The sequence below is a fragment of the Chryseobacterium sp. FP211-J200 genome, from assembly GCF_001643375.1.
GTDB lineage: Bacteria > Bacteroidota > Bacteroidia > Flavobacteriales > Weeksellaceae > Epilithonimonas > Epilithonimonas ginsengisoli.
In genome coordinates this window covers 17,062-36,833 of the sequence record NZ_LSHB01000012.1, presented here as the reverse complement: position 1 = coordinate 36,833, position 19,772 = coordinate 17,062, and the positions used below count along the sequence as shown (strand labels likewise).

Annotated in this window: 22 protein-coding genes; 7 read left to right on the top strand and 15 right to left on the bottom strand. The window is 37.5% G+C overall.

Going from position 1 to position 19,772, the window contains the following annotated elements; all coding sequences use genetic code 11:
- Positions 1 to 201 precede the first annotated feature (201 nt).
- On the top strand, positions 202 to 1,056 hold the full coding sequence (locus AXA65_RS04920; RefSeq protein WP_063969009.1) for a prolyl oligopeptidase family serine peptidase: 855 nt from the start codon (positions 202 to 204) through the stop codon (positions 1,054 to 1,056).
- A gap of 59 nt (positions 1,057 to 1,115) precedes the next feature.
- Positions 1,116 to 2,969 (top strand): CocE/NonD family hydrolase, encoded by a 1,854-nt coding sequence (locus tag AXA65_RS04915; protein ID WP_063969008.1) that lies wholly within the window; start codon positions 1,116 to 1,118, stop codon positions 2,967 to 2,969.
- Positions 2,970 to 3,005: 36 nt separating this feature from the next.
- On the opposite strand, the gene AXA65_RS04910 is transcribed toward AXA65_RS04915, so the two are convergent.
- A complete protein-coding gene (locus tag AXA65_RS04910) occupies positions 3,006 to 3,998 on the bottom strand; it encodes an LLM class flavin-dependent oxidoreductase (protein WP_063969007.1) in 993 nt (330 codons plus the stop codon).
- A gap of 88 nt (positions 3,999 to 4,086) precedes the next feature.
- Between AXA65_RS04910 and aqpZ the strand changes: the two genes are divergently transcribed.
- Complete coding sequence (gene aqpZ / locus AXA65_RS04905; protein ID WP_317040334.1) at positions 4,087 to 4,875, top strand: aquaporin Z; 789 nt, start codon at positions 4,087 to 4,089, stop codon at positions 4,873 to 4,875.
- 50 nt (positions 4,876 to 4,925) lie between these two features.
- Here aqpZ and AXA65_RS04900 read toward each other — a convergent pair whose 3' ends face one another.
- The 7 genes from AXA65_RS04900 to AXA65_RS04870 all read right to left on the bottom strand — a co-directional run bounded on the left by AXA65_RS04900 (position 4,926) and on the right by AXA65_RS04870 (position 10,021).
- Positions 4,926 to 5,471, bottom strand: coding sequence for a hypothetical protein (locus tag AXA65_RS04900; RefSeq protein ID WP_063969005.1), 546 nt, complete (start codon positions 5,469 to 5,471; stop codon positions 4,926 to 4,928).
- Positions 5,472 to 5,481: 10 nt separating this feature from the next.
- A complete protein-coding gene (locus AXA65_RS04895; protein WP_228391623.1) occupies positions 5,482 to 5,958 on the bottom strand; it encodes a DUF5715 family protein in 477 nt (158 codons plus the stop codon).
- A 277-nt stretch (positions 5,959 to 6,235) separates the two neighbouring features.
- Positions 6,236 to 7,219: an acyl transferase gene (locus tag AXA65_RS04890; RefSeq protein ID WP_063969004.1), complete on the bottom strand. Its 984-nt coding sequence runs from the start codon at positions 7,217 to 7,219 to the stop codon at positions 6,236 to 6,238.
- 21 nt (positions 7,220 to 7,240) lie between these two features.
- Positions 7,241 to 8,005: a UDP-2,3-diacylglucosamine diphosphatase gene (locus AXA65_RS04885; protein WP_063969003.1), complete on the bottom strand. Its 765-nt coding sequence runs from the start codon at positions 8,003 to 8,005 to the stop codon at positions 7,241 to 7,243.
- A 20-nt stretch (positions 8,006 to 8,025) separates the two neighbouring features.
- Positions 8,026 to 8,226, bottom strand: coding sequence for a hypothetical protein (locus tag AXA65_RS04880; protein ID WP_063969002.1), 201 nt, complete (start codon positions 8,224 to 8,226; stop codon positions 8,026 to 8,028).
- Positions 8,227 to 8,228: 2 nt separating this feature from the next.
- Positions 8,229 to 8,849, bottom strand: a complete 621-nt coding sequence (locus AXA65_RS04875; protein ID WP_063969001.1) for a DUF3575 domain-containing protein — start codon at positions 8,847 to 8,849, stop codon at positions 8,229 to 8,231.
- A gap of 2 nt (positions 8,850 to 8,851) precedes the next feature.
- A complete protein-coding gene (locus AXA65_RS04870) occupies positions 8,852 to 10,021 on the bottom strand; it encodes a thioredoxin family protein (protein WP_063969000.1) in 1,170 nt (389 codons plus the stop codon).
- A 394-nt stretch (positions 10,022 to 10,415) separates the two neighbouring features.
- Here AXA65_RS04870 and AXA65_RS04865 point away from each other — a divergent pair, with 394 nt between their 5' ends.
- From AXA65_RS04865 to AXA65_RS04855, 3 genes are all read left to right on the top strand, one after another.
- Entirely contained in the window at positions 10,416 to 11,132 is a 717-nt protein-coding gene (locus AXA65_RS04865) for a DUF3822 family protein (RefSeq protein WP_063969083.1), read from the top strand.
- Positions 11,133 to 11,314: 182 nt separating this feature from the next.
- Positions 11,315 to 11,881 carry an RsmD family RNA methyltransferase gene (locus AXA65_RS04860; RefSeq protein ID WP_063968999.1) on the top strand — a complete coding sequence of 189 codons (567 nt, stop codon included), beginning with the start codon at positions 11,315 to 11,317 and terminating at the stop codon, positions 11,879 to 11,881.
- A 14-nt stretch (positions 11,882 to 11,895) separates the two neighbouring features.
- Entirely contained in the window at positions 11,896 to 12,342 is a 447-nt protein-coding gene (locus tag AXA65_RS04855) for a glucosaminidase domain-containing protein (RefSeq protein ID WP_063969082.1), read from the top strand.
- 59 nt (positions 12,343 to 12,401) lie between these two features.
- Here AXA65_RS04855 and AXA65_RS04850 read toward each other — a convergent pair whose 3' ends face one another.
- Both AXA65_RS04850 and AXA65_RS04845 read right to left on the bottom strand, forming a co-directional pair.
- On the bottom strand, positions 12,402 to 12,689 hold the full coding sequence (locus AXA65_RS04850) for a putative quinol monooxygenase (RefSeq protein ID WP_063968998.1): 288 nt from the start codon (positions 12,687 to 12,689) through the stop codon (positions 12,402 to 12,404).
- Positions 12,690 to 12,706: 17 nt separating this feature from the next.
- Positions 12,707 to 13,327, bottom strand: a complete 621-nt coding sequence (locus AXA65_RS04845; RefSeq protein ID WP_063968997.1) for an NAD(P)H-dependent oxidoreductase — start codon at positions 13,325 to 13,327, stop codon at positions 12,707 to 12,709.
- A gap of 96 nt (positions 13,328 to 13,423) precedes the next feature.
- Between AXA65_RS04845 and AXA65_RS04840 the strand changes: the two genes are divergently transcribed.
- A complete protein-coding gene (locus tag AXA65_RS04840; protein ID WP_063968996.1) occupies positions 13,424 to 14,320 on the top strand; it encodes a LysR family transcriptional regulator in 897 nt (298 codons plus the stop codon).
- On the opposite strand, the gene murI is transcribed toward AXA65_RS04840, so the two are convergent.
- The 5 genes from murI to AXA65_RS04815 all read right to left on the bottom strand — a co-directional run bounded on the left by murI (position 14,317) and on the right by AXA65_RS04815 (position 19,711).
- The gene (gene murI, locus AXA65_RS04835) at positions 14,317 to 15,147 is read right to left on the bottom strand and encodes a glutamate racemase (RefSeq protein ID WP_063968995.1); all 831 of its coding nucleotides are present in this window, start codon (positions 15,145 to 15,147) and stop codon (positions 14,317 to 14,319) included. The genes AXA65_RS04840 and murI overlap by 4 nt on opposite strands.
- A gap of 209 nt (positions 15,148 to 15,356) precedes the next feature.
- Positions 15,357 to 16,466, bottom strand: coding sequence for a radical SAM family heme chaperone HemW (hemW, locus tag AXA65_RS04830; RefSeq protein WP_228391626.1), 1,110 nt, complete (start codon positions 16,464 to 16,466; stop codon positions 15,357 to 15,359).
- An 86-nt stretch (positions 16,467 to 16,552) separates the two neighbouring features.
- Positions 16,553 to 17,521: a PorP/SprF family type IX secretion system membrane protein gene (locus AXA65_RS04825; protein ID WP_228391621.1), complete on the bottom strand. Its 969-nt coding sequence runs from the start codon at positions 17,519 to 17,521 to the stop codon at positions 16,553 to 16,555.
- Between the two features lie 19 nt (positions 17,522 to 17,540).
- On the bottom strand, positions 17,541 to 18,569 hold the full coding sequence (locus AXA65_RS04820; RefSeq protein WP_371131539.1) for an RluA family pseudouridine synthase: 1,029 nt from the start codon (positions 18,567 to 18,569) through the stop codon (positions 17,541 to 17,543).
- Between the two features lie 92 nt (positions 18,570 to 18,661).
- Positions 18,662 to 19,711 carry a PASTA domain-containing protein gene (locus tag AXA65_RS04815; protein ID WP_063968992.1) on the bottom strand — a complete coding sequence of 350 codons (1,050 nt, stop codon included), beginning with the start codon at positions 19,709 to 19,711 and terminating at the stop codon, positions 18,662 to 18,664.
- Positions 19,712 to 19,772 lie beyond the last annotated feature (61 nt).

The following is a 19,772-nucleotide window of genomic DNA, read 5'->3' as shown; positions in this document are numbered from 1 at the left end:
ATTAGGGCGCCTTCATCCGTCCTCCGTTCCCGCTTTTTTCTTTTTCCTTCGCTTCTTCCAATTCAAAAAAGAAAAAGAGCTCCACTCAGGCCGGGGCGCGCTTCGCAAAATTGAACGCCTAGTTGTAAATCAAAGTTTCTGGCAAGTTTTAACTTTCTGATTCCAAAAAAAACTAAATTCGTACTTGCAACATTTGTAATTATGAATCATATCTTATTATTCTTATTTATATTTTCATTTTCTGGCTGTTCTTCCACCCAATCGGAAAACGAAACTCAAGAGATTGAACTCACCGATGTTAAATATGGATCTCATGACCGTAACAAAATGGACATTTATCTGCCAGCCAACAGAAATCCAGAAACACCTTTTGTCATCAATATTCATGGAGGCGCTTGGACAGTTGGTGACAAAAGCAGTGACACTTCCCTTTCAAAATATTTACTTTCCAAAGGAATCGCCGTTGCCAACATCAATTACAGATATGCAAACAGTACAGACACACATCTCCCAGAATTATTGGACGATGTTGATCAAGCTTTCAAATATATAATTGCCCATTCCAAGGAGTGGAACACGCGAAGCACCGGCTTCTCCATCACAGGGCAAAGTTCCGGAGCACACATTTCGCTGATGTATGCCTACACCAAAACGGATAAGATCAAGGCCATTGTAGACCGCTGTGGCCCTACAGATTTTACAGACACCAACACACTTTGGCAATTGGACAACCAACATTTGATGGATGCAGTCAACCAAATGTCTGGAAATAAGACAATCTGGAAAGAAGGTGACCCGATTCCTGAACTTTATACAAAATCAAGTCCCGTGAAATTTGTTAAGAATATTCCTATTCTCATTATTCATGGTGATGTGGACCCAGTTGTTCCCATCAAACAATCTTATAATTTGATAGAGATTTTGAAATCAAAGAATGTAATTTACAAATTACTGATTTTCGAAGGAGCAGATCATTCGTTGGATGCATTGCCACGCAATTCTGCGAAAAAACTGACGTCAACCGCCGATTGGATCAATCAATATGGGAAAAATTAGCACTATAAAATAACTGATTTCCATTTTCATATTTTATCTTTATTAAAAATTTTATTTCAATGAATAAATTACTTTTTCTACTCTTTGTTATCACATCCACATTAGGGTTTTCGCAGGCAACTTCTGTCGAAGAAAACTTCTCAAAAAAAGAAGTTTACATCCCAATGCGTGACGGTACAAAACTGTTCACCATCATCTACACACCGAAAGACATTTCGAAAAGCAACAAGTATCCTTTCATTATGAACAGAACTTGTTACAGCATCGCACCTTACGGAGAAACCACTTTCAGAAAGAAATTGAGCCCAAACAAATTCATTGAAAATGAAAAATACATCTTCGTTTTCCAAGATGTTCGCGGAAGATACATGAGCGAAGGCACTTTTACGAATATGACGCCCCAAGTAGACCACAAAACAAAAAAAGACATCGACGAAAGTACTGATACTTACGACACTGTGGACTGGTTGGTGAAAAATGTACAAAACAACAACGGAAAAGTGGGTCAATATGGAACATCCTATCCTGGATTTTATACAGCAGTTGGAACTTTAGCAAATCATCCAGCTTTGGTGGCCTCTTCTCCACAGGCACCAATTTCCGATTTTTGGTATGACGACTTTCACCACAACGGTGCATTCTTGATGGGCTATTTCAAAACTTTTCCTGTCTTTGGCGTTAATAAGACAAAACCTGAAAAAGAATCTTGGTTTGCAGACAAAATGATAAAACCAACTTCAGATGACGGTTATCTTTTCTACAAAAATATGGGAACGCTGAAGGAAGGTGTTGACAAATATTATAAAGACAACTTCTTCATGCAGGAAGTCGTCGAGCATCCAAACTACGATGAGTTTTGGCAAAAAAGAAATCTTCTGCCTCATCTTAAAAATATCAACCACGCCGTAATGACCGTTGGCGGATGGTTCGATTCCGAAGATCTAAGAGGGCCTTTAGAAATTTATAAGACCATTGAAAAGTCTAGTCCGAAAGCGAAAAATACAATTGTTATGGGACCTTTCTCTCACGGCGGTTGGAACTATGATAGCGGAAAGCATTTTCATAATGATATCTATTTCGGAGACAGCATCGCGACGTTTTATCAGAAAAATATAGAACAGCCTTTCTTCCATCATTATTTGAAAGAAGACTCTAAAACGGCAGCCAAACTTCCGGAAGCTTACATGTTTGATACAGGGAAAAAAGAGTGGCAACAATTCGAAAACTGGCCACCAAAACAAACTGCAAAACAAAGCTTTTTTCTCAACAGTTCAGGAACACTTTCTTCCACTGCAGAAAATCCAAAGACCTTCGCATCCTACATCTCCGACCCAAACAAACCAGTCTTGAGTAGTGAGAATTACAAAGATATGAACGGTTTCACACCAAAAAACTATATGAGTGAAGATCAGCGTTTTGCAAGCTATAGAACAGATGTTGTGACTTACACGACCGATATTCTCGAAAATGATTTGACTTTGGCTGGCGAGATCTTAACCAAATTAAAGGTCATATCTTCTTCTACCGACGCCGACTTCATCGTCAAATTGATTGATATCTATCCAGCAGATGAAAAATCAAATACCGATAAACCAAACGTTGTTTACGCCAATTATCATCAGATGGTAAGAAGCGAGATCATGCCGGCAAGATTCCGTAACAGTTTTGAAAAACCAGAAGCACTGACACCGAACAAAGAAGCAATCGTAGATGTAAAGCTACAGGATGTTTTCCATACGTTCAAAAAAGGACATAAAGTTCAGATCCAGGTTCAAAGTACTTGGTTCCCGCTGATGGCGATCAATCCTCAGAAATTCTTAGAAAATCCTTACAAAGCAACAAAGGATGATTATGAAAGAGCAGAGATCAAAGTTTCCAGTGGAAGCACGATAGAATTTGATGTTTTGAAATAAAAAAGAAAAGCACAAACTTAGGTTTGTGCTTTTTAATTATAATGACTTGATGACTTCAGAAGCAATCTCGTAGGATCTTTGTTTTTTCTCAAAATCAAAGATATTGCCTGAAACGATGATCTCATTTGGTCGGTAATCTTTCGCAAACTTCGTAAGTTTCTCCTTCAATGTTTCTTTATCACCAACAAAAGTTTTTGCAGCCATTCTGTTGAGATGCAATGCGACATCATCAGAAATATTAGCCAGATCAGTTTCATCTGGTGGTAATAGTGGTTGTCTTTGATCCGTCAAGATATTGACAAAAACCTGAAAATGAGAAGTCGATAGATAGTGCGCCTCATCCACAGAATCTGCTCCGATAATATTGATGCAGATCATCACATAAGGCTCATCCAAAAACTCCGAAGGTTGAAAATGTTCTCTGTAAATTTCCAAAGCCACCTCCAACTGCGAAGGTGCAAAATGTGCTGCAAATGCGTAAGGCATTCCCAATTTAGCAGCCAAAAAAGCAGAATCCGTAGAACTTCCCAAGATGTAAAGCGGAACATCTGCGCCTTCTCCCGGAATCGCTCTCACTTTAGCTTCAGAATTTTCATTTGACATGTACTTCTGAAGTTCTTTGATATTGAATTCAAAATTGTAATTGGGATTGAAATTATTACCACGCAAAGCACTTGCGGTCAACATGTCGGTTCCCGGTGCTCTGCCCAAACCAAGGTCGATTCTTCCAGGAAAGAGACCGTCCAAAGTTCCAAACTGCTCTGCTACAGACAAAGTGGAATGATTTGGCAACATAATTCCACCAGAACCAACTCTCAAAGTTTCAGTCTGACCAGCCACATGACCAATTAAAATGGATGTCGCCGCACTCGCCACATTGGGAAAATTATGATGTTCTGAGAACCAATATCTCGTGAAGCCCAACTTCTCAGCGTGTTGAGCGGACCTAACTGATTTATGAAACGTTTTATTGATATCGTCGCCTTTGACAATCGTCGCAAGGTCCAGAATTGAATATTTGATTGACATATTTTAAAATTTATACAATTGTTTAACTCAAAAAACAAACCACCGATAAACAGAGAGAAATATCAGAAATAATGGCAGAATTTAAGATATTATTTACATTATATTACAATCAAAAGAAATAATTATTACATTTGTCACAATAAACTATAAAAAAACATTACAAATAGTATCTACAACTTCAAAATTTGTTGCCGAAATGATCGGCACCATGGTTCTTGTATTGATGGGCTGCGGAAGTGCAGTCATTGCGGGAGCCGACGGAACGACAGGCGTTGGTCTTCTGGGAATTTCTTTTGCTTTCGGACTCAGTGTGGTCGCAATGGCATATGCTATTGGTCACATTTCCGGCTGTCACATCAATCCTGCAATTTCTATCGCTATGGTTGCAGCTGGCAGAATGAAGATTGGAGAAGCGGTCTATTACATTGTTGCACAGATCATAGGTGCGATTGTTGGTGCGGGAATTCTTTATGTGATCTTCACCAATCATCCAGGTGCTGAACTTGGACCTTGGGCTTTGGGTTCTAATGGCTGGGGAACTGGCTATTTGGATCAATATAATACTTATGCTGCCTTTGTAGCAGAGTTTGTCTTCACATTTATCTTTTTGTTGGTAATCCTTGGGTCAACATCTACGAAGAATATACACGGTGGTTTTGCAGGTTTGGCGATTGGACTTTCTCTTATACTAATCCACATTGTTGGCATCAAGATCACAGGTGTTTCTGTGAATCCCGCGAGAAGTATTGGTCCCGCTATATTTGCTGGAGGCGCGGCTCTTTCTCAAATCTGGCTTTTCATTGCTGCACCAGTTTTAGGTGGCGTTTTTGCAGCATTCGTTTACAATCTGTTGATCGAGAAAAAGGAAATAGCTTAGATCGATTTCATTAATAAAAAAATTAAAGATCCTGTAAGTTTTGGCAGGATCTATTTTTTGTTCTTGATATCAAATGGATTTTTGAAAATCAGTTCTTCTTTTTTACCCTTTAATTCAAATTTCTTGACTAGAAGGCTGCGCGCCATGTTTCTCATAAACTGACCTTTGTCGCAAAGCTTCCAATAAGAATCCTGATGGATCATCTTTGGTTCACGAATTTTGTAGAAAGCCGTTTCCCAATTGTCCTCATCGTGGTAAAACTCGATGATGCCGCAGTGTTCGGGAATCATCTCATGGTCGACCATTCCCATAGGTAAAAGAAAACTGAAGGAATTGCAGATATAATCACCACAACCGATCTTATCATGTTTCAGGAATTTTTCGCCAGTTTTCTGATTGGTATATTTCTTTTTGAAATCGTTCTTGAAGTCTGATTTTGATAATTTGATCTCAATCTCATGACTGAAACCTTCATTATTGATCGACAAAATATCGGCTTCCCAATCGGAGTGAAAAAAATTGGTCAGAATGATTTCCTTATCAAAATCGCAATTGGTATTGACATAATTGTGGACAAGTTCTTCTATTTTGATCATCTTTTAAACTTTAATATCTGCGAACCGTAACGTGATAGCAACTTTGCTGCTTTTCTTTGATATAGAAAATACGTCCAAGATTTTTATAGGATTCCAGGACTTTTTCCAATTCTTTCTCAAGTTTTGTATTGACTTTCAAAACATGGTCAAAACGGACATATGAGATATCGAAAGAATTACCATAATTGTGAGAACTGATTCCCAAGGATGCATTGGAATTGACTTTCCTCAGTCTGCATTGGTCTTCCAAAGTTCTGGTGACAGATGACACAACGAAGAAACTTTTGGTCTGGGTCGCAAATTTGTTGGCCATATTTTCTAAGGTTGTTCTTGCTTTCTTGACCAGATAAGGTCGGCTGTATTGCAAGGTCTGCAATCTGTAACCTCTGGATTTCTTTTTGACCTTCACAAATTTTCCCTTCGCAATATATCGGTCAACAGATTTGGCATTTTCTAAAATATCAACTCCGAAATTTTGTGAAGCCAATAAATGAGATCTGTACAAAGCTGTTGGTTCAACTTTGAGAACTTGCTTCAGATCATAACATTTTTGAGATTTGAAGAAGGAAAGGCAAAATAAAAAAAGTATACACAGAGAACGTGAATTGAAAAACAAACGTCTATGGAAAGGGAAAGCCCGCAGCCCGGCTTGAGTGGAAATCCTTTTTTTTGCAAGGGGAAAAGCGTTGGCAAAAAAAGATTGGGAACGGAAGACGGATAAAGCTGCCATAATTTATAATTTTCTAAGTTAACACTCTGACTATTTACGAGACCAAAAGGCTGCAACCGCGGATATCGGAATGGTCTATCCTACCCAAAACCTGAAAAGTGTCTTTCTCGCGTCTCCCTAGATCTTGTGTTGCGATGAATGCGCAGGAATTCCTGTTCGCCAGATCGATGATGTTGATCGCGCCAGTTCTTCCTTCTTCAACGTAGGAAAATGGGTCTTCTGTATTTCTGATGAGAATTCGCATCCAATTTGGACTTTTATAAATGTTTTCGCCCAACGAATAAGCTTGGGAAAGCAGTTCTGTCATCGAATATTCTGAATAGATCTTGTCAGTTTTGAAGCCTTGTGTGAAGATCTTCAGCAATTCATCTTTGGTCATCTCTTCTTTTCTGCCTTTCATTCCGCCGGTTTCTATCACCGTGAGAGAGTTTGAGAGTTTGATGGTTTGAGCGTTGGAGTCACAAAAGTCCAGAAAGTCTAATAATGCAAAGGAAACGCCGAAGAGAATGACTTTTTTGTCGGTCAAAGTTTGCAGCAGATCGAATAATTCCTGATGGTTGTAAAGGAAATAACCGTTCTCTGGCTTATCGGATCTTTTCATCAGAAAATCGACCATGTAGATCAATGATGAATGTGTATTTTCGGAATAATTTGGAAGTAGTCCAAGAAAAATATAGTCTTCTGGTTTTCCAATGAACTCTTCGAAACTTTTGTAAATACTTTCCTCGTAGAGTGAAAAATCGGCGATATAATGTTTGGAACGGTTTATTTGAGTGGTTCCGGAACTTTGAAAATAATTTTCTGCCTTAGAATTCTTATTCAACACCAAATGGTTTTTGAACATCTCGATGGGAAGGAAAGGAATGTCATTCACTTCTTTAATGGATGATCGATCGATGTTCAAGTAATCGACAAATTTCCTGTAAACCTCGACATTGCCGTACTGATAAAGAAAAGTTTCCAAACAGGCTGCCTGAAAATCTGATTCTGTCTTGATATCAAAAATATTCTGCTTCATTATTCAAATCCATTTTGAAAATTAACCTTCGAAAGTTTGCACTTCGAAAGATCCTCCATCGTAAACACCAAATGTGAAATAGACGATCCAATCGCCCAAATTGATATATTTCGCTCCTTTTTCCAAGTCAAATATCAATGGAAGGTGGCGATGTCCGAAAACGAAATAATCGATGTTCTCGGTCTTCAGTTTTTCTTTGGCATATTGAATGAGAAATTCTTTGTCCTCGCCAAGAAATGCTTTGTCTTCCTCTCCAGAGATCAATTTGTTTTTCTGCGACATATAGTTGGCAATCCTCATCGCAATGTCAGGATGTAGCCATCTGAAAGCCCATTGCGCTAAAGGATTGGTAAAAACTTTCTTCATTCTCTTGTAGCCTTTGTCGCCAGGTCCAAGCCCGTCTCCGTGTGCTAAAAGGAAATTTTTGTTATTGATCTCGTAATATCTTTTCTCGAAGTAAACTGGAATTCCCAACTCTTCCTCGAAATAATTTTTCATCCAGAGATCGTGATTTCCTACGAAAAAATAAATCTCAATTCCGGAATCCTTCAGCTCGGCAATCTTACCTAAAACTCGGATGTAACCTTTTGGGACCACATATTTCCACTCGTGCCAGAAATCGAAAAGGTCACCCATCAAGAAGAGAACCTGCGCATCTTTTTTCATGACATCCAACCAACGGATGAACTTCTCTTCCCGGATCCTGCTCTCACTTTGATTTGGAACACCAAAGTGCTGATCGGAAGCGAAATATATTTTTTTCCCGTGTATTAAATCGATTTGCATAAAGCTTTTTAATTTAATATTTAATCAAAATGATTACGTTCGTCGTTCTGGTCTCTTTTGCTGTAGATCCACATCCCTACTCCCAAACCAATTACGGCTGCGGAAGCTGTTAATAAAGCTCTTGACAATTTGTCTGGTGCATCATTTCCGATGTAGTTCATTAGAAATATAATCACAAATGTGATAACACCGATTAAAAGATATTTGATCTTTGTATTCATCTTTACAATTTATATGAGATCATGACACCACCTTTATATGGAAGTAATTCTCCGCTTCTATTTCTTTCCCTTCCCTTGGAATCTCCGCCAAAATCATAGCGATCTCCGCTAACTTTGTCGTATCCCTTGTAAAAACTTTGCATCGAACCTACACCAAGATAGATATCCATGTTTAATTTTTCACTCAATTTGAACTGGTATCCTGTAAGTCCTCCAATAATAAAAGAAAAACCTTTCTGGTAGAGATTTGAATTGATGTAAGGCGTGACTTCTCCATCTTTATGAACATAAAAATTATCATTCCAATAACCCCATTTCTGGATGTTAAAATGAGCTAATGAAAAATCTGCACCTACATAGAATCCTTTGAAAGCTTCTTTAAAATAATATCTCCCATTGAAACCAAGCATATAAACTTGCGCGTGCTTTCCTCCAAATGATTTCCAGGGCGAAACAAAAATATCTGCTTGCCCCGTGATGTGCTCTGAAAAACCATGTTCTACTCCAACATTCAGCATGCCTATTGGGAGAAATAATGCGTTGGCTTTGATGTAAGTTTCGTTTTTTTGAGAAAAGCTCAGGATTGACAAACAGATCAATGTGATTGATAATACTTTCTTCATTGTTATTTCTTATTCAGGATATCGTTCATTTTTGTGGCGTCTCTGTTTTCGTCTTTAGCGAAGTTGGCAGCCATTCCAGCGAACATTTTCGCTTCATCTTTCTTACCTAATTTATCATACAAAGTTGCCAGGATGCTTGCAGAATCATAATTCTCTGAAGACATCACTACTTTCTCCGCCCATCTTGCAGCGGTTTGAAGAGAAGTTTTTGTAGAAACTTTATCTGCGAAAACACTTGCTGCAGCTAACAATTCTGAAGCGTTGAACTCCTCTGGATTTTTGTAATATTCTAGAGCCGTTTTCTCGTAAGCTGGATAATTTTCGTGCGAGATGTAATAATTGAGTTTATAAATATTGAGGCTTTTTACAAGGTCATCTTTTGGAAGTAGACCTTCACCTTCTTTCAGAACTTTTGAATCATCGATTGTTTTCGTTTTCTCATCTGTTGCAGAAGTGACTAATTTCATTAATTTTAGATAATTATCAAATTGCGTATAATTTTTCTCTGTTAATAATTCTACGATTGCGGCTTTATTGGCTGTAAAAACTTTGTAGTTGGCGTCATCAACAGATTGTGTGAAATTCAAAAGTGCATTGATTTCTTCGCCTGTGAAAGTTTTGTCTTTTTTGTTTGAAAAATATTTTTCTGATGCTTGCTTTGCTACAATTGGGTCTTTACCTGCGTAGAGACTAATGAAATTCAATAATGCTGGCTGGTCCAATTTTCCTTTTTGAAATTCGTCTTTCAGATTGGTATTGACCAACTCTGGTTTGTTGTTTTTCTTTCCTAAAGCCAAGAATTCTTCGGTTTTTAAGTAACCTAATTCTTTTCCAACAATCTCACCTTCTCCGTTTAGGAATAGCAAAGTCGGGTAACTTCTGATGCCGTATTTTGCAGCCAGAGCAACACCTTCGCCTTTTTCCATATCAAAATGGGCGTTGATGAAATTTTTGTTGTAATAATCCGCTACATTTGCATCGGTGAAAACGTTGCGTTCCATCAGTTTACAAGGCCCGCACCAGGCAGCGTAAGCATCAAGAAAAATAAGTTTTTTTTCGGTTTTGGCTTTGGCAAGAAGAGTGGCAAAATCTGAATCTTCGAACTTGATGTTTTGCTGCGAAAACCCAAGCTGAATGGCGAATATTAAAAAGAAAAATGATATTTTTTGCATTCTGAGAATAAATCGAATTATCTTGCGAAGATAACCAATTCTGTAAGAATGGACAGAGTTTGAAATCCTAAAGTTTTAATTTTTTAACTTTGCAAATCGCAGAGGAGACTTTGAGAGAATAGACTAATAGATAATAGACTTTCAATGTTTGTTTAAATTTAAAACATTAGTTTGTCATTCCGTAGGAATCTCAACAGTTTAGATTGATTACGTCAATGGATAACAAAACTGAGATTTATGTGGAAAGCTTCAACCTTGCGAAGCGCAGCCCGACTTGAACGGAAATCCTTTTTTGCGTGCACTAGAGTTCTATTTAGAGACAAAACGTGAGCAAAAAAGATTGGGAGTGGAAGGCGGAATAGCTGCCCAAAAAATTAATTTTATTGACTTTAATATGAGGAAATTATCCTTGCTTTTTACGAAAGATGGCTTGCAATGGCAGATCTCTAAGTCCAAAAAGGTTTTGGAGGAGAAAATCTGGCTGAAGGATGAGGAGACGCCGGCCAATCTGGTGACGGAAAAACTGGATGAAGTTTTGGCTTCGGAAAAGTTTTCTGAAATCTCTGTTATCTCGGCGATCAACCATTTTTCTGTGGTGGAAGAAGGTCTTGACCAGCACGATCTGGGATACGACCTGATTGCTTATAATGCGGACGTGAAAAAGGATTCTGAGGAATTGATGTTGTCTGTGAATAAGAAATTTGGCGTTCAGTTCTATTATAGTTTCCCGAAAGATTATTACCAAAAAATCAAAGCGTTGGAAGTTCCTGTTCATTTTAATTTTTCAGGTGAAAAGTTCCTGAATTCTTTGAATGTAAAAAACAGAAAGGAAATTCACGTGAATTTATATCATCAACAAGCTGAGTTTTTTGCCATCGAGAATAAAAAACTGGTGCTTTATAATAATCTGGATGCGACTTCGGAAGTGGATTTTCTTTATTTCATCATGTTTACGTTGAGTAAAATTGATTTCGGAATTACGGAAACTTACTTTTATATCTACGGAGAAACCACGGAAAACGAAACTTTCATCTCGGAAATGCAGAAATTTGTCCCGAATCTGAAAATCGTTTTCGATAATTTGCACAAGAAGAATTTTGTGCTTGCTTAATTTTTTTTAACCACAAAAGGCACAAAAGAAAAATTTTATAACTAAAAAAAATTGAAATTGCTAAAGAGAAATTGTTTCTTTTTTGCAGTTTTAAAACTCGAATTCAGGAAAAGCTTTTGTGACTTTTGTGGTACATCTAAGCGTTTTGAATTTCAACAATCATCATTTATCAACTATCAATTATGTATCGAATCATATCCGGAAAATGGAAAGCGAAGAAAATTGCGGCTCCAAAAAACTTTGACGTAAGACCAACCACAGACTTTGCGAAGGAAGCGCTGTTCAGCATTTTGGAGCATCGTTTTGACTTGGAATTCTGTTCTGTTTTGGACCTATTTGCAGGAATTGGTTCTATCACTTTGGAATTTGCTTCCAGAGACTGCCAAGATATCACATCCATTGAATTGAACCCAAAACACGCAGGTTTTATCAATGCGACCGCGCAGGAACTGGGAATGGGCTTGCAGGTGAATACGCAGCGTTTCGACGTTTTCGATTGGTTGAAAAGAAAGAAAAACCACGAGAAAAAATATGACATTATTTTCGCCGACGCACCTTTTGAAACGGACGAAAAAAAATACAATGAATTGATTGATTTGATTTTGAGCAATGAATTACTAAAGCCAAACGGACTTTTCGTTTTGGAACATCAAAGCAGACAAAAATATCCGCATCCGAACTTGAAACACAGCCGAAAATATGGAAATATTAATTTTTCTATGTTTGAAGCGCAACCAGTTTCTGAATAAAATTTGAAATGAATATGAGGAATTTCAATATCAAATTTTTAGGCTTAATTATTTTATTTTTCAACTTAAAAATTTCTGCACAGAATTCTTATATCAATCAACACAAACCTCTAGCGACGGAACTTTCCAAGGAATTTGGGATTCCGTCTGCAATTATTCTTTCCATCGCTTATGTGGAAACTGGTGGTGGGAACAGCAAACACGCTCAGACTTTAAACAATCATTTTGGAATGGTTGGAAAAAACACCGTGAACAGTTCCAAATTCAAGAGTTTTGAGAGTTCTAAGGAATCTTTTCGTGCGTTTTGCGAAATGATTTCCCGAAAAAAGTACTATCAAAAAATGAAAGGAAATCTTGATTATTCTGAGTGGCTCAATGCGATCGCTTCTGCTGGATATGCCGGAAAACCTACAGAATGGAAGCAGAAAATCAACAATGTAATTAAGAAATTTGGGCTTTAAAATTCAATTATAAAAACACTAAAAATGCCTTGAAAACTTCAAGGCATTTTCGATTAAAATTAAACAAGTTTTGCAAGATAAATCTCTGCAGGTTCTTCTAATAATTCAGGTGCTTTTTCTACAAATTCCTTGATATAAAGTTGTTGATTATGAGCATCCAAACCTTCTTTGCTTTTCCAGATCTCGTGAAAAATGAAAACAGTTTCGTCCTCAAGACCTTGGTGTAAGTCATATTTTTCGCAGGCTTCTTCATTTCTGGTATTCAAAACCATATTATCCAGAATTGTTTTTAGTTCCTGAATTTTATCTGTTTTCGATTTTAAAATCGCTGTTAAATAGATTGACATTTTAAATTTTTAAATGATTAATTAAACGCTTGCATTTTAATATTTTGAAGCGCTGATTCCAAATAATTTTTATATTCCTGTTCGTAATTATCGATGCGTTCCTGCGTTGCTGCTTTTTCCATATCGTGAAAATGGAAACTACCCAAATGTTTCATTCCTGTAAAAGCATTCATCCTGTGAAAACCGAACAACACACCTTCGTCTACAGAATGTTGATCAAAAAATTCACCTTCCAAAGTGAAAGCCGTTTCCGGTGCATTCCAGCTTGTGGTGACGAAATAATGTTTGCCGTGCATCAATCCGCCAGTGCCGTAATTGATGGCAGGATTCACCCTGGAACGTCCGTCGCTTTTGTAAATCCCGTTGTTGTGACCAGCCGTGAAAACTTCGTCAATGTAAAATTTCAGACGGTTCGGAACCTGAAACCACCAAACAGGAAAATGGTAGACCACAACATCTGCCCATTTGAAATTTTCCGCTTCTTCAGTCGCATCGAATTCATCATTAACATTACTGATTCTAATTTCAAAATTCTCATTTTCAAGAACCTCTTTTGTCCAATTGGTAATGGTTTTGTTGAAGCTTCCGCCAGAATGTGCAAAGGTCTGTCCACCGTTGATTACAAATATATTTTTCATTAATTGATTATTTATTGATACTGCAAATTTCCGCCAGAAAAATGAATTATAAAAATAATTTAAATCATACATTTGCATTATAATTATGATGATAAAATGATAAATTTAGAATGGCTTAGGACTTTTAAAAGTGTTTACGAAACCCGATCTTTTACGAAAGCGGCAAAGGAATTGTACATTTCGCAGCCCGGCGTGAGTCTTCATATTGGTTCATTGGAAGCTTATGTTGGCTATACTTTATTCGAAAGAATATCAAAGAAATTAATTCCGACAGAGAAGGCGAAAATCCTTTATAACTTCACGCTGGAGCCACTTTTGAAACTCGAAACTGCAGAACAGACTTTTCATAAAACGACAAAGACTGAACGCTCGACTGTAAGTATCGGAATGTGTTTTGAGACTTTTCAGTTCACTTTAGAGAAACATATTCCTACTTTGGATTTCAATGTGATTATCCGTTTTGGATTGTATGAACAGATGTTTTCGGATTTGGACCATGGATTGTTGGATTTGATTATAACGCCACATAAAACCAACCTCAAAAATCTTGAGTTCGAAGCTTTTTCCAAAGAGAAAATTGTATTGGTCAATGGAAGCGAAACGGATACTTCTGAGTTAAAAACCTTACTGAAAAACCAAAAGATAGAAGAAGCTGAAGATTGGCTAAAACAGCAAATCTGGTACAGCACTGCGGCGGATATGGAACATCTGAATAATTTTTGGAAAGCGAATTTTAACCGTCATCCAGATTTCAAACCGAATTATATTGTTCCAAATATTTGTTCGATTGTGAGATGTTTAAGCGGGAATTCCGGATTTTCGATCGTTCCGGATTTTCTCTGTAAAAAAGAAATTGCCAGTGGCGGAATCGAAATTACCTGGGAAGGAAATCAAAAGATAGAAAACATTCTACACTTCGGGGAACGGCTGAAAAACCCCGTTCAGAAAGAAGTTGACCTTATAAAAAGCATTTTTAGAAACGAGAATTTCTAAAGAACTTTATGCTCCAAATCAATCGATTTTCCAAAGAATTTCTTTGAGATTTTCTCGAAGTTTTTGGTAATATCAGACAAGAAAAACTGATAGGTTGGCTTGTGATTTTCCTCGTTCAGAAGATTATGTTTGTCCAAAATCATTTTTAATTGATTGGCAACGATATTAGGTGAATCGATGACACGGACGCGGTTTCCGTAGTATTGTTTGATTTCATCTATCAAAAGTGGATAATGCGTGCAGCCGAGAATCAAAGTTTCGATATTCTTCAATTTGCTATTGCTCAAATAATTATAAATAATCGAATGCGTGATTGGATGATTTTTAAAACCCTCTTCAATCGCCGGAACCAGAAGTGGCGTCGCTAATTCATCAACTTTAATGAATTTATTATGCTTTCGGATTGATTTTTTATAAAGTCCGGAATTCACGGTTGCTTTGGTTGCAATGACGCCAACGTTGTTGTGAATTTCGTAAGATACTTTTTCCGCAACTGGATTGATGACATCAATAACCGGAACTCTATCTGCAACCAATTCTATAACTTCCTGAAGTGCGTTTGCAGTCGCAGAATTACAGGCAATCACAATTGCTTTGCAATTTTTCTCCAATAAAAAATTCGTGATTTTTGTTGAATAACCGACGATGGCTTCACGGGATTTCTCGCCGTAAGGAAGATGTTTTGTGTCGCCAAAATAAATTAGATCTTCGTTGGGCAACAGTCTTTTGATTTCTTTTGCAACCGTCAATCCACCAACGCCGGAATCAAAAATTCCTATGGGCTGATTGGCTGAAAGATGCGTGTAGTCGGCTTTTTTCTTTTTCAAGAGATACTATTTATCTGTTATTTGAACGCAAAGTCCGCTAAGTTTTTTTGATAGTTGCAATGTTTTTAAGATCGCAAAGACGTAAAACTCAGCAAAGATTTAGCTTCGCAAAAATAAGGATTTTATTAGAAGTTTTTGTCATTATGAAAGAATCTCGACGTTTAGATACCTACGGAATGACAAAATAAGGTTTAACTTGAAAGTAAATTTTAAACAATGAATAAATCACTTGCAATTCCGTCTGCTAAAAACCAATGTTTTTCGGGAATTAAAAGATGATTGTTTTCGATTTTCAAAATCCCGGATTCAATCTTATTTTTAGTTTCTTTATTAAGATAATCGATTATTTCTGAGGAAAAATTCTGATTGATCTTGTCCAAATCGACGCCCCAAATTGTCCTTAAACCAATCATCATCATCTCGTTGAAACGGTCTTTTTCTGAAAGGATTTCGGTTTCTTTTGGAATTATATTCTGATTGATATTCTTGATGTAAAGCGGATTATTGGCGATGTTCCAGCTTCTCTCTAAGTTTCCATCGTAAGAATGTGCAGACGGACCAATTCCTAAATAAGGTTCAGATTTCCAATAAGCCGAATTGTGTTTGGAATGAAAACCTGGCTTTCCAAAATTCGAAATTTCGTAATGTTCAAATCCATTATCTTTCAGAAAATCGGACATATAATAAAATTCCTGATTCTGTTCTGCTTCTTCAGGTGAACTTACCTTTCCGTTTTCAATCCATTTTTCCAAAGCCGTTTTTGGTTCAACTGTCAAAGCGTAAGATGAAACGTGAGGAACTTGAAGTTCGATGGTTTTGTTGAGATTGTCTTTCCATATTTCGAAGTTTGAAGTGGGCGAACCGTAAATCAAATCGATGCTGATATTTTCCAAGCCAAAATCCTGAGCTTTTTTGATAGAACTTTCTGCTTCGGAAGCGTTGTGTGCTCGATTCATCAATTTCAAATCTTCGTCAAAAAAACTTTGTGTTCCAATTGATAAGCGATTGATTTCTGTTTTGGATAATTCTTTAAGGAAGTTTTTATCAAGATCATCCGGATTGGATTCTAAAGTGATTTCAATATTCTCATGAAAACTAAAATATTTTTGAAATTCGTCTATCAGAGATTTGATTTCGTCGACACATAAAACTGAAGGTGTTCCTCCACCAAAATAAAGTGATTTTAAAGTTTTATTTTGGAGCTCGTGATGCCTTAATCCAATTTCTTTTTTGATAGCCAAAAGCATCTCATCTTTCAAATTAAAAGAAGTCGAAAAATGAAAATTACAGTAGCTGCATTTTTGTTTGCAGAAAGGGATGTGAAGGTATATCAAAATAATTATAAATGATGTGTGATAATTGATGAATGATAATCATTTATAATTTACCAGTTATCGTCCATAAATTACCTGTATCTGAATCCTCTAGAATTAATGAAATTATCGATATTGAAACCAATCGATAACATAAAGCTATTTCCGAAGTTCTCGGTCAATTCTGAAACACCGAAGTTGTAAACACCACCAAATGTGAAATTGCCTACTCTACCTTTGATGATTGGCGACATTCCAAGATTCTGGCTTCCAACGGCACTTTTTGCGCTTCGGAAACTGATTCCGGCAGAAATATTATTCTTTTCTCCATAAGCGGTTGCCATCAAATTATAATCAAATATTCTTGAAGAATTGGTATTCAGATTCATCATCAATGACGGCGTCAAAAATATACCATCTGTAAAATGCCAATCGTAGCCTGCGTTTAGATAAAATTTGGTTGGCGAAGGTTCAATCCCATTGACAATTGGTAGATCATTGCTGATCGGAATATCCATGACGGAAACCCCTGCGAAGAAATTTCGGAATTTGACTGCAGTTCCCAAATTGGCGTATGCAATGAAAATATCGTTTGTATTTTCGCCCAAAACCTGATCTCCTTGTTGCGCTGCGTTGATCTTACCATAATCAATATTCATGTTATAAAGATTGGTGCCAACACCAAAAGAGAACTGGTCTTGACGGTCTTCTTCATCACTCAATGGAATAAAATAGGAAGCTCCCAACATCACACCATTTGACGAAATGGGGCCATTCTGATCTCTGAAGAATGAAACACCTGCACCAACTCTGTCAAAAACATTGGCATGCAAACCGATGGATTGTACATTGGGAGACTCACTCAATTGTGAAAATTGTTTCTGATAGTTGAGATTCAAAACGACATCATCTGTCTTTCCCAGTAATGCTGGATTGAACAAGAAATCGCCATCAACGAGATACTGTTGGTAAAAAGGCAATGTTTCCTGAGCCTTCGACCCAAGAGAAAAAACTGTAAAACACAGTATAGCGATTTTGTAAAAGAGGTAGTTTTGCTTCACAATACAAATATATAAAACTCTAATTATTATCGAGATATTTTCTCCAACGTTCTGATGCTTCTTGCATATCTTGTGGCATTGGACTTTCAAAATACATTTCTTTCTTCGTAGTAGGATGGATAAAACCTAATGTATGCGCGTGCAAAGCGTGTCTTGGTAAAACCTCAAAAACATTTTGCACGAACTTTCTGTACTTCGGCAGATCAACACCTCTCATGGCAAAATTACCTTCATATCGTGCATCATTGAATAATGTATGACCAATATGCTTCATGTGTGCACGGATCTGATGCGTTCTTCCCGTTTCCAGTTTACACTCTACCCAGGTCATATATCGGAATCTCTCCAAAACTTTGTAGTGGGTGACCGCATGCTTCCCATGGCTTCCATCTTCGTAAGTGTACATCTGCATTCTATTCTTCGGATGTCTGCCGATGTGTCCGGTTACTGTTCCTGTGTCATCTTTGACATTACCCCAGACAAATGCCCAGTAGAGCCTTTTTGTTGTTCGGTCAAAGAATTGCTTAGCCAAGAAACTCAAAGCATATTCTGTCTTTGCAATGACCAACAATCCTGAAGTGTCCTTATCGATCCTGTGGACCAAGCCTACTCTATCCAGATCGGAATTATAATTGGGGTCCTTCGCAAAATGAAAAGCCAATGCATTCACCAATGTTCCGTCCCAATTTCCAAACCCTGGATGTACTACCATACCTGGATTTTTGTCTACGACAACAAGGTCGCTATCCTCATAAACGATATTAATTGGAATATCTTGTGGGATGATGACATTTTCTCTCGGCGGATGTGTCAGTAGAACGCTTATTTCGTCTCCAGGTTTTACACGATAATTCTGTTTTACCGGTTTTCCATTGACGATGACGTTGCCAGCTTTACAGGTTTCAGAAATTTTGTTTCTTGAAGAATTCTGTCGGAAGATCAATAAAAACTTATCAATTCTAAGTGGTTCCTGCTTCTTATCAACAGTGATGTTAACGTGCTCATACAATCCGCTGTTTTCGTCATCAGCAGAAACATCTTGATTCATCAACTCATCTTCCAGGAAATCTTCGGTCTCGTCTAGCATATTACAATTCTAAAAAGGCTTCAACATTTGTCGAAGCCTTTTTTATTTTTAATTTATTCAATCACCACCTTTTTTGGCTTTGGTTTATCTACGGGTTTCGCAGATGATGGCGTTGTTGTATTTTGTTTCACAGGCGTCGAACTGGTCGCAGGCTGTGTGTTCGCAGGTTTTGGTTTTGGAGTCGCTGTTGCAGCTCCGGAATTTGAAGGATTGGTAGAAACTGGCGGTTTTACAACTGCTGGTCTCTGCTCGATTGTTGGTGGTGGAACTTCATTGTATTGGATCGGAGCTAATGTAGTATCTATTTTAGGACGGTACATATCATCCAGCTGCTGTATTTTCCCTTGCATCTCAGCCGGCGTTTTTTTACTCGCCCATAGGTCGATCTGCATTCCCTGATCTCGCAATGAGCCAAACCCAGGGTCTTGGTAGTAAACAATATCTGACTCATCCTTTCCACCATCCTCATGATTTACGATCCCAACTTCAAACAAAGCTTGAGCTATGATTTTTTTGGCCTCTTGAACTGATCTACCCACAACATTAGGAATTGAAACATTTCTCAAAGGTCCTGATCCAATTACCAGATCCACACTGGAAAACTTTGGTAATAGAGTTCCCGGTTTGATACTTGTCCCATTATAAACAATTCTAAGAACCGCATCCCTCTGGATACTTGGTTCAAAGAGAGTGTCGCCCACTTTCAACCCAACAAGATTCAACTGATTAAAGGCCAAACCTTTATACCTATCTATAATATCTGGAACGGCAACCTTTGCCCAAGTTCTTGGATTTACTTTCAGAACAATTGCTCTTCCATTTTTAACATTGGCCCCAGGTGATGGAAAAACTGCCAAAACCTGAAACGGACGGAATTTTGGATCATATTTGAAACTATCGACCTCATATTCCAAACCGGAATCATCTAGGATCTTGATAGCATCGTGCACTTTCATATTCATCACATTGGGCACAGGAACTTCATCTCCGTGGTGGGTATGATACTCCAACCAACGGAATGTAAGCCAAACCAAACCGGCGAAAAACGCCATTGCCAATACGATATTAAGTAATACTTTCCAGTGGAAAAGCGATTTGAACATAATTATTCTTTTTCAGAAACGTAACGCAAATATAGATAATTAAATTGTATTACCCTTTTCT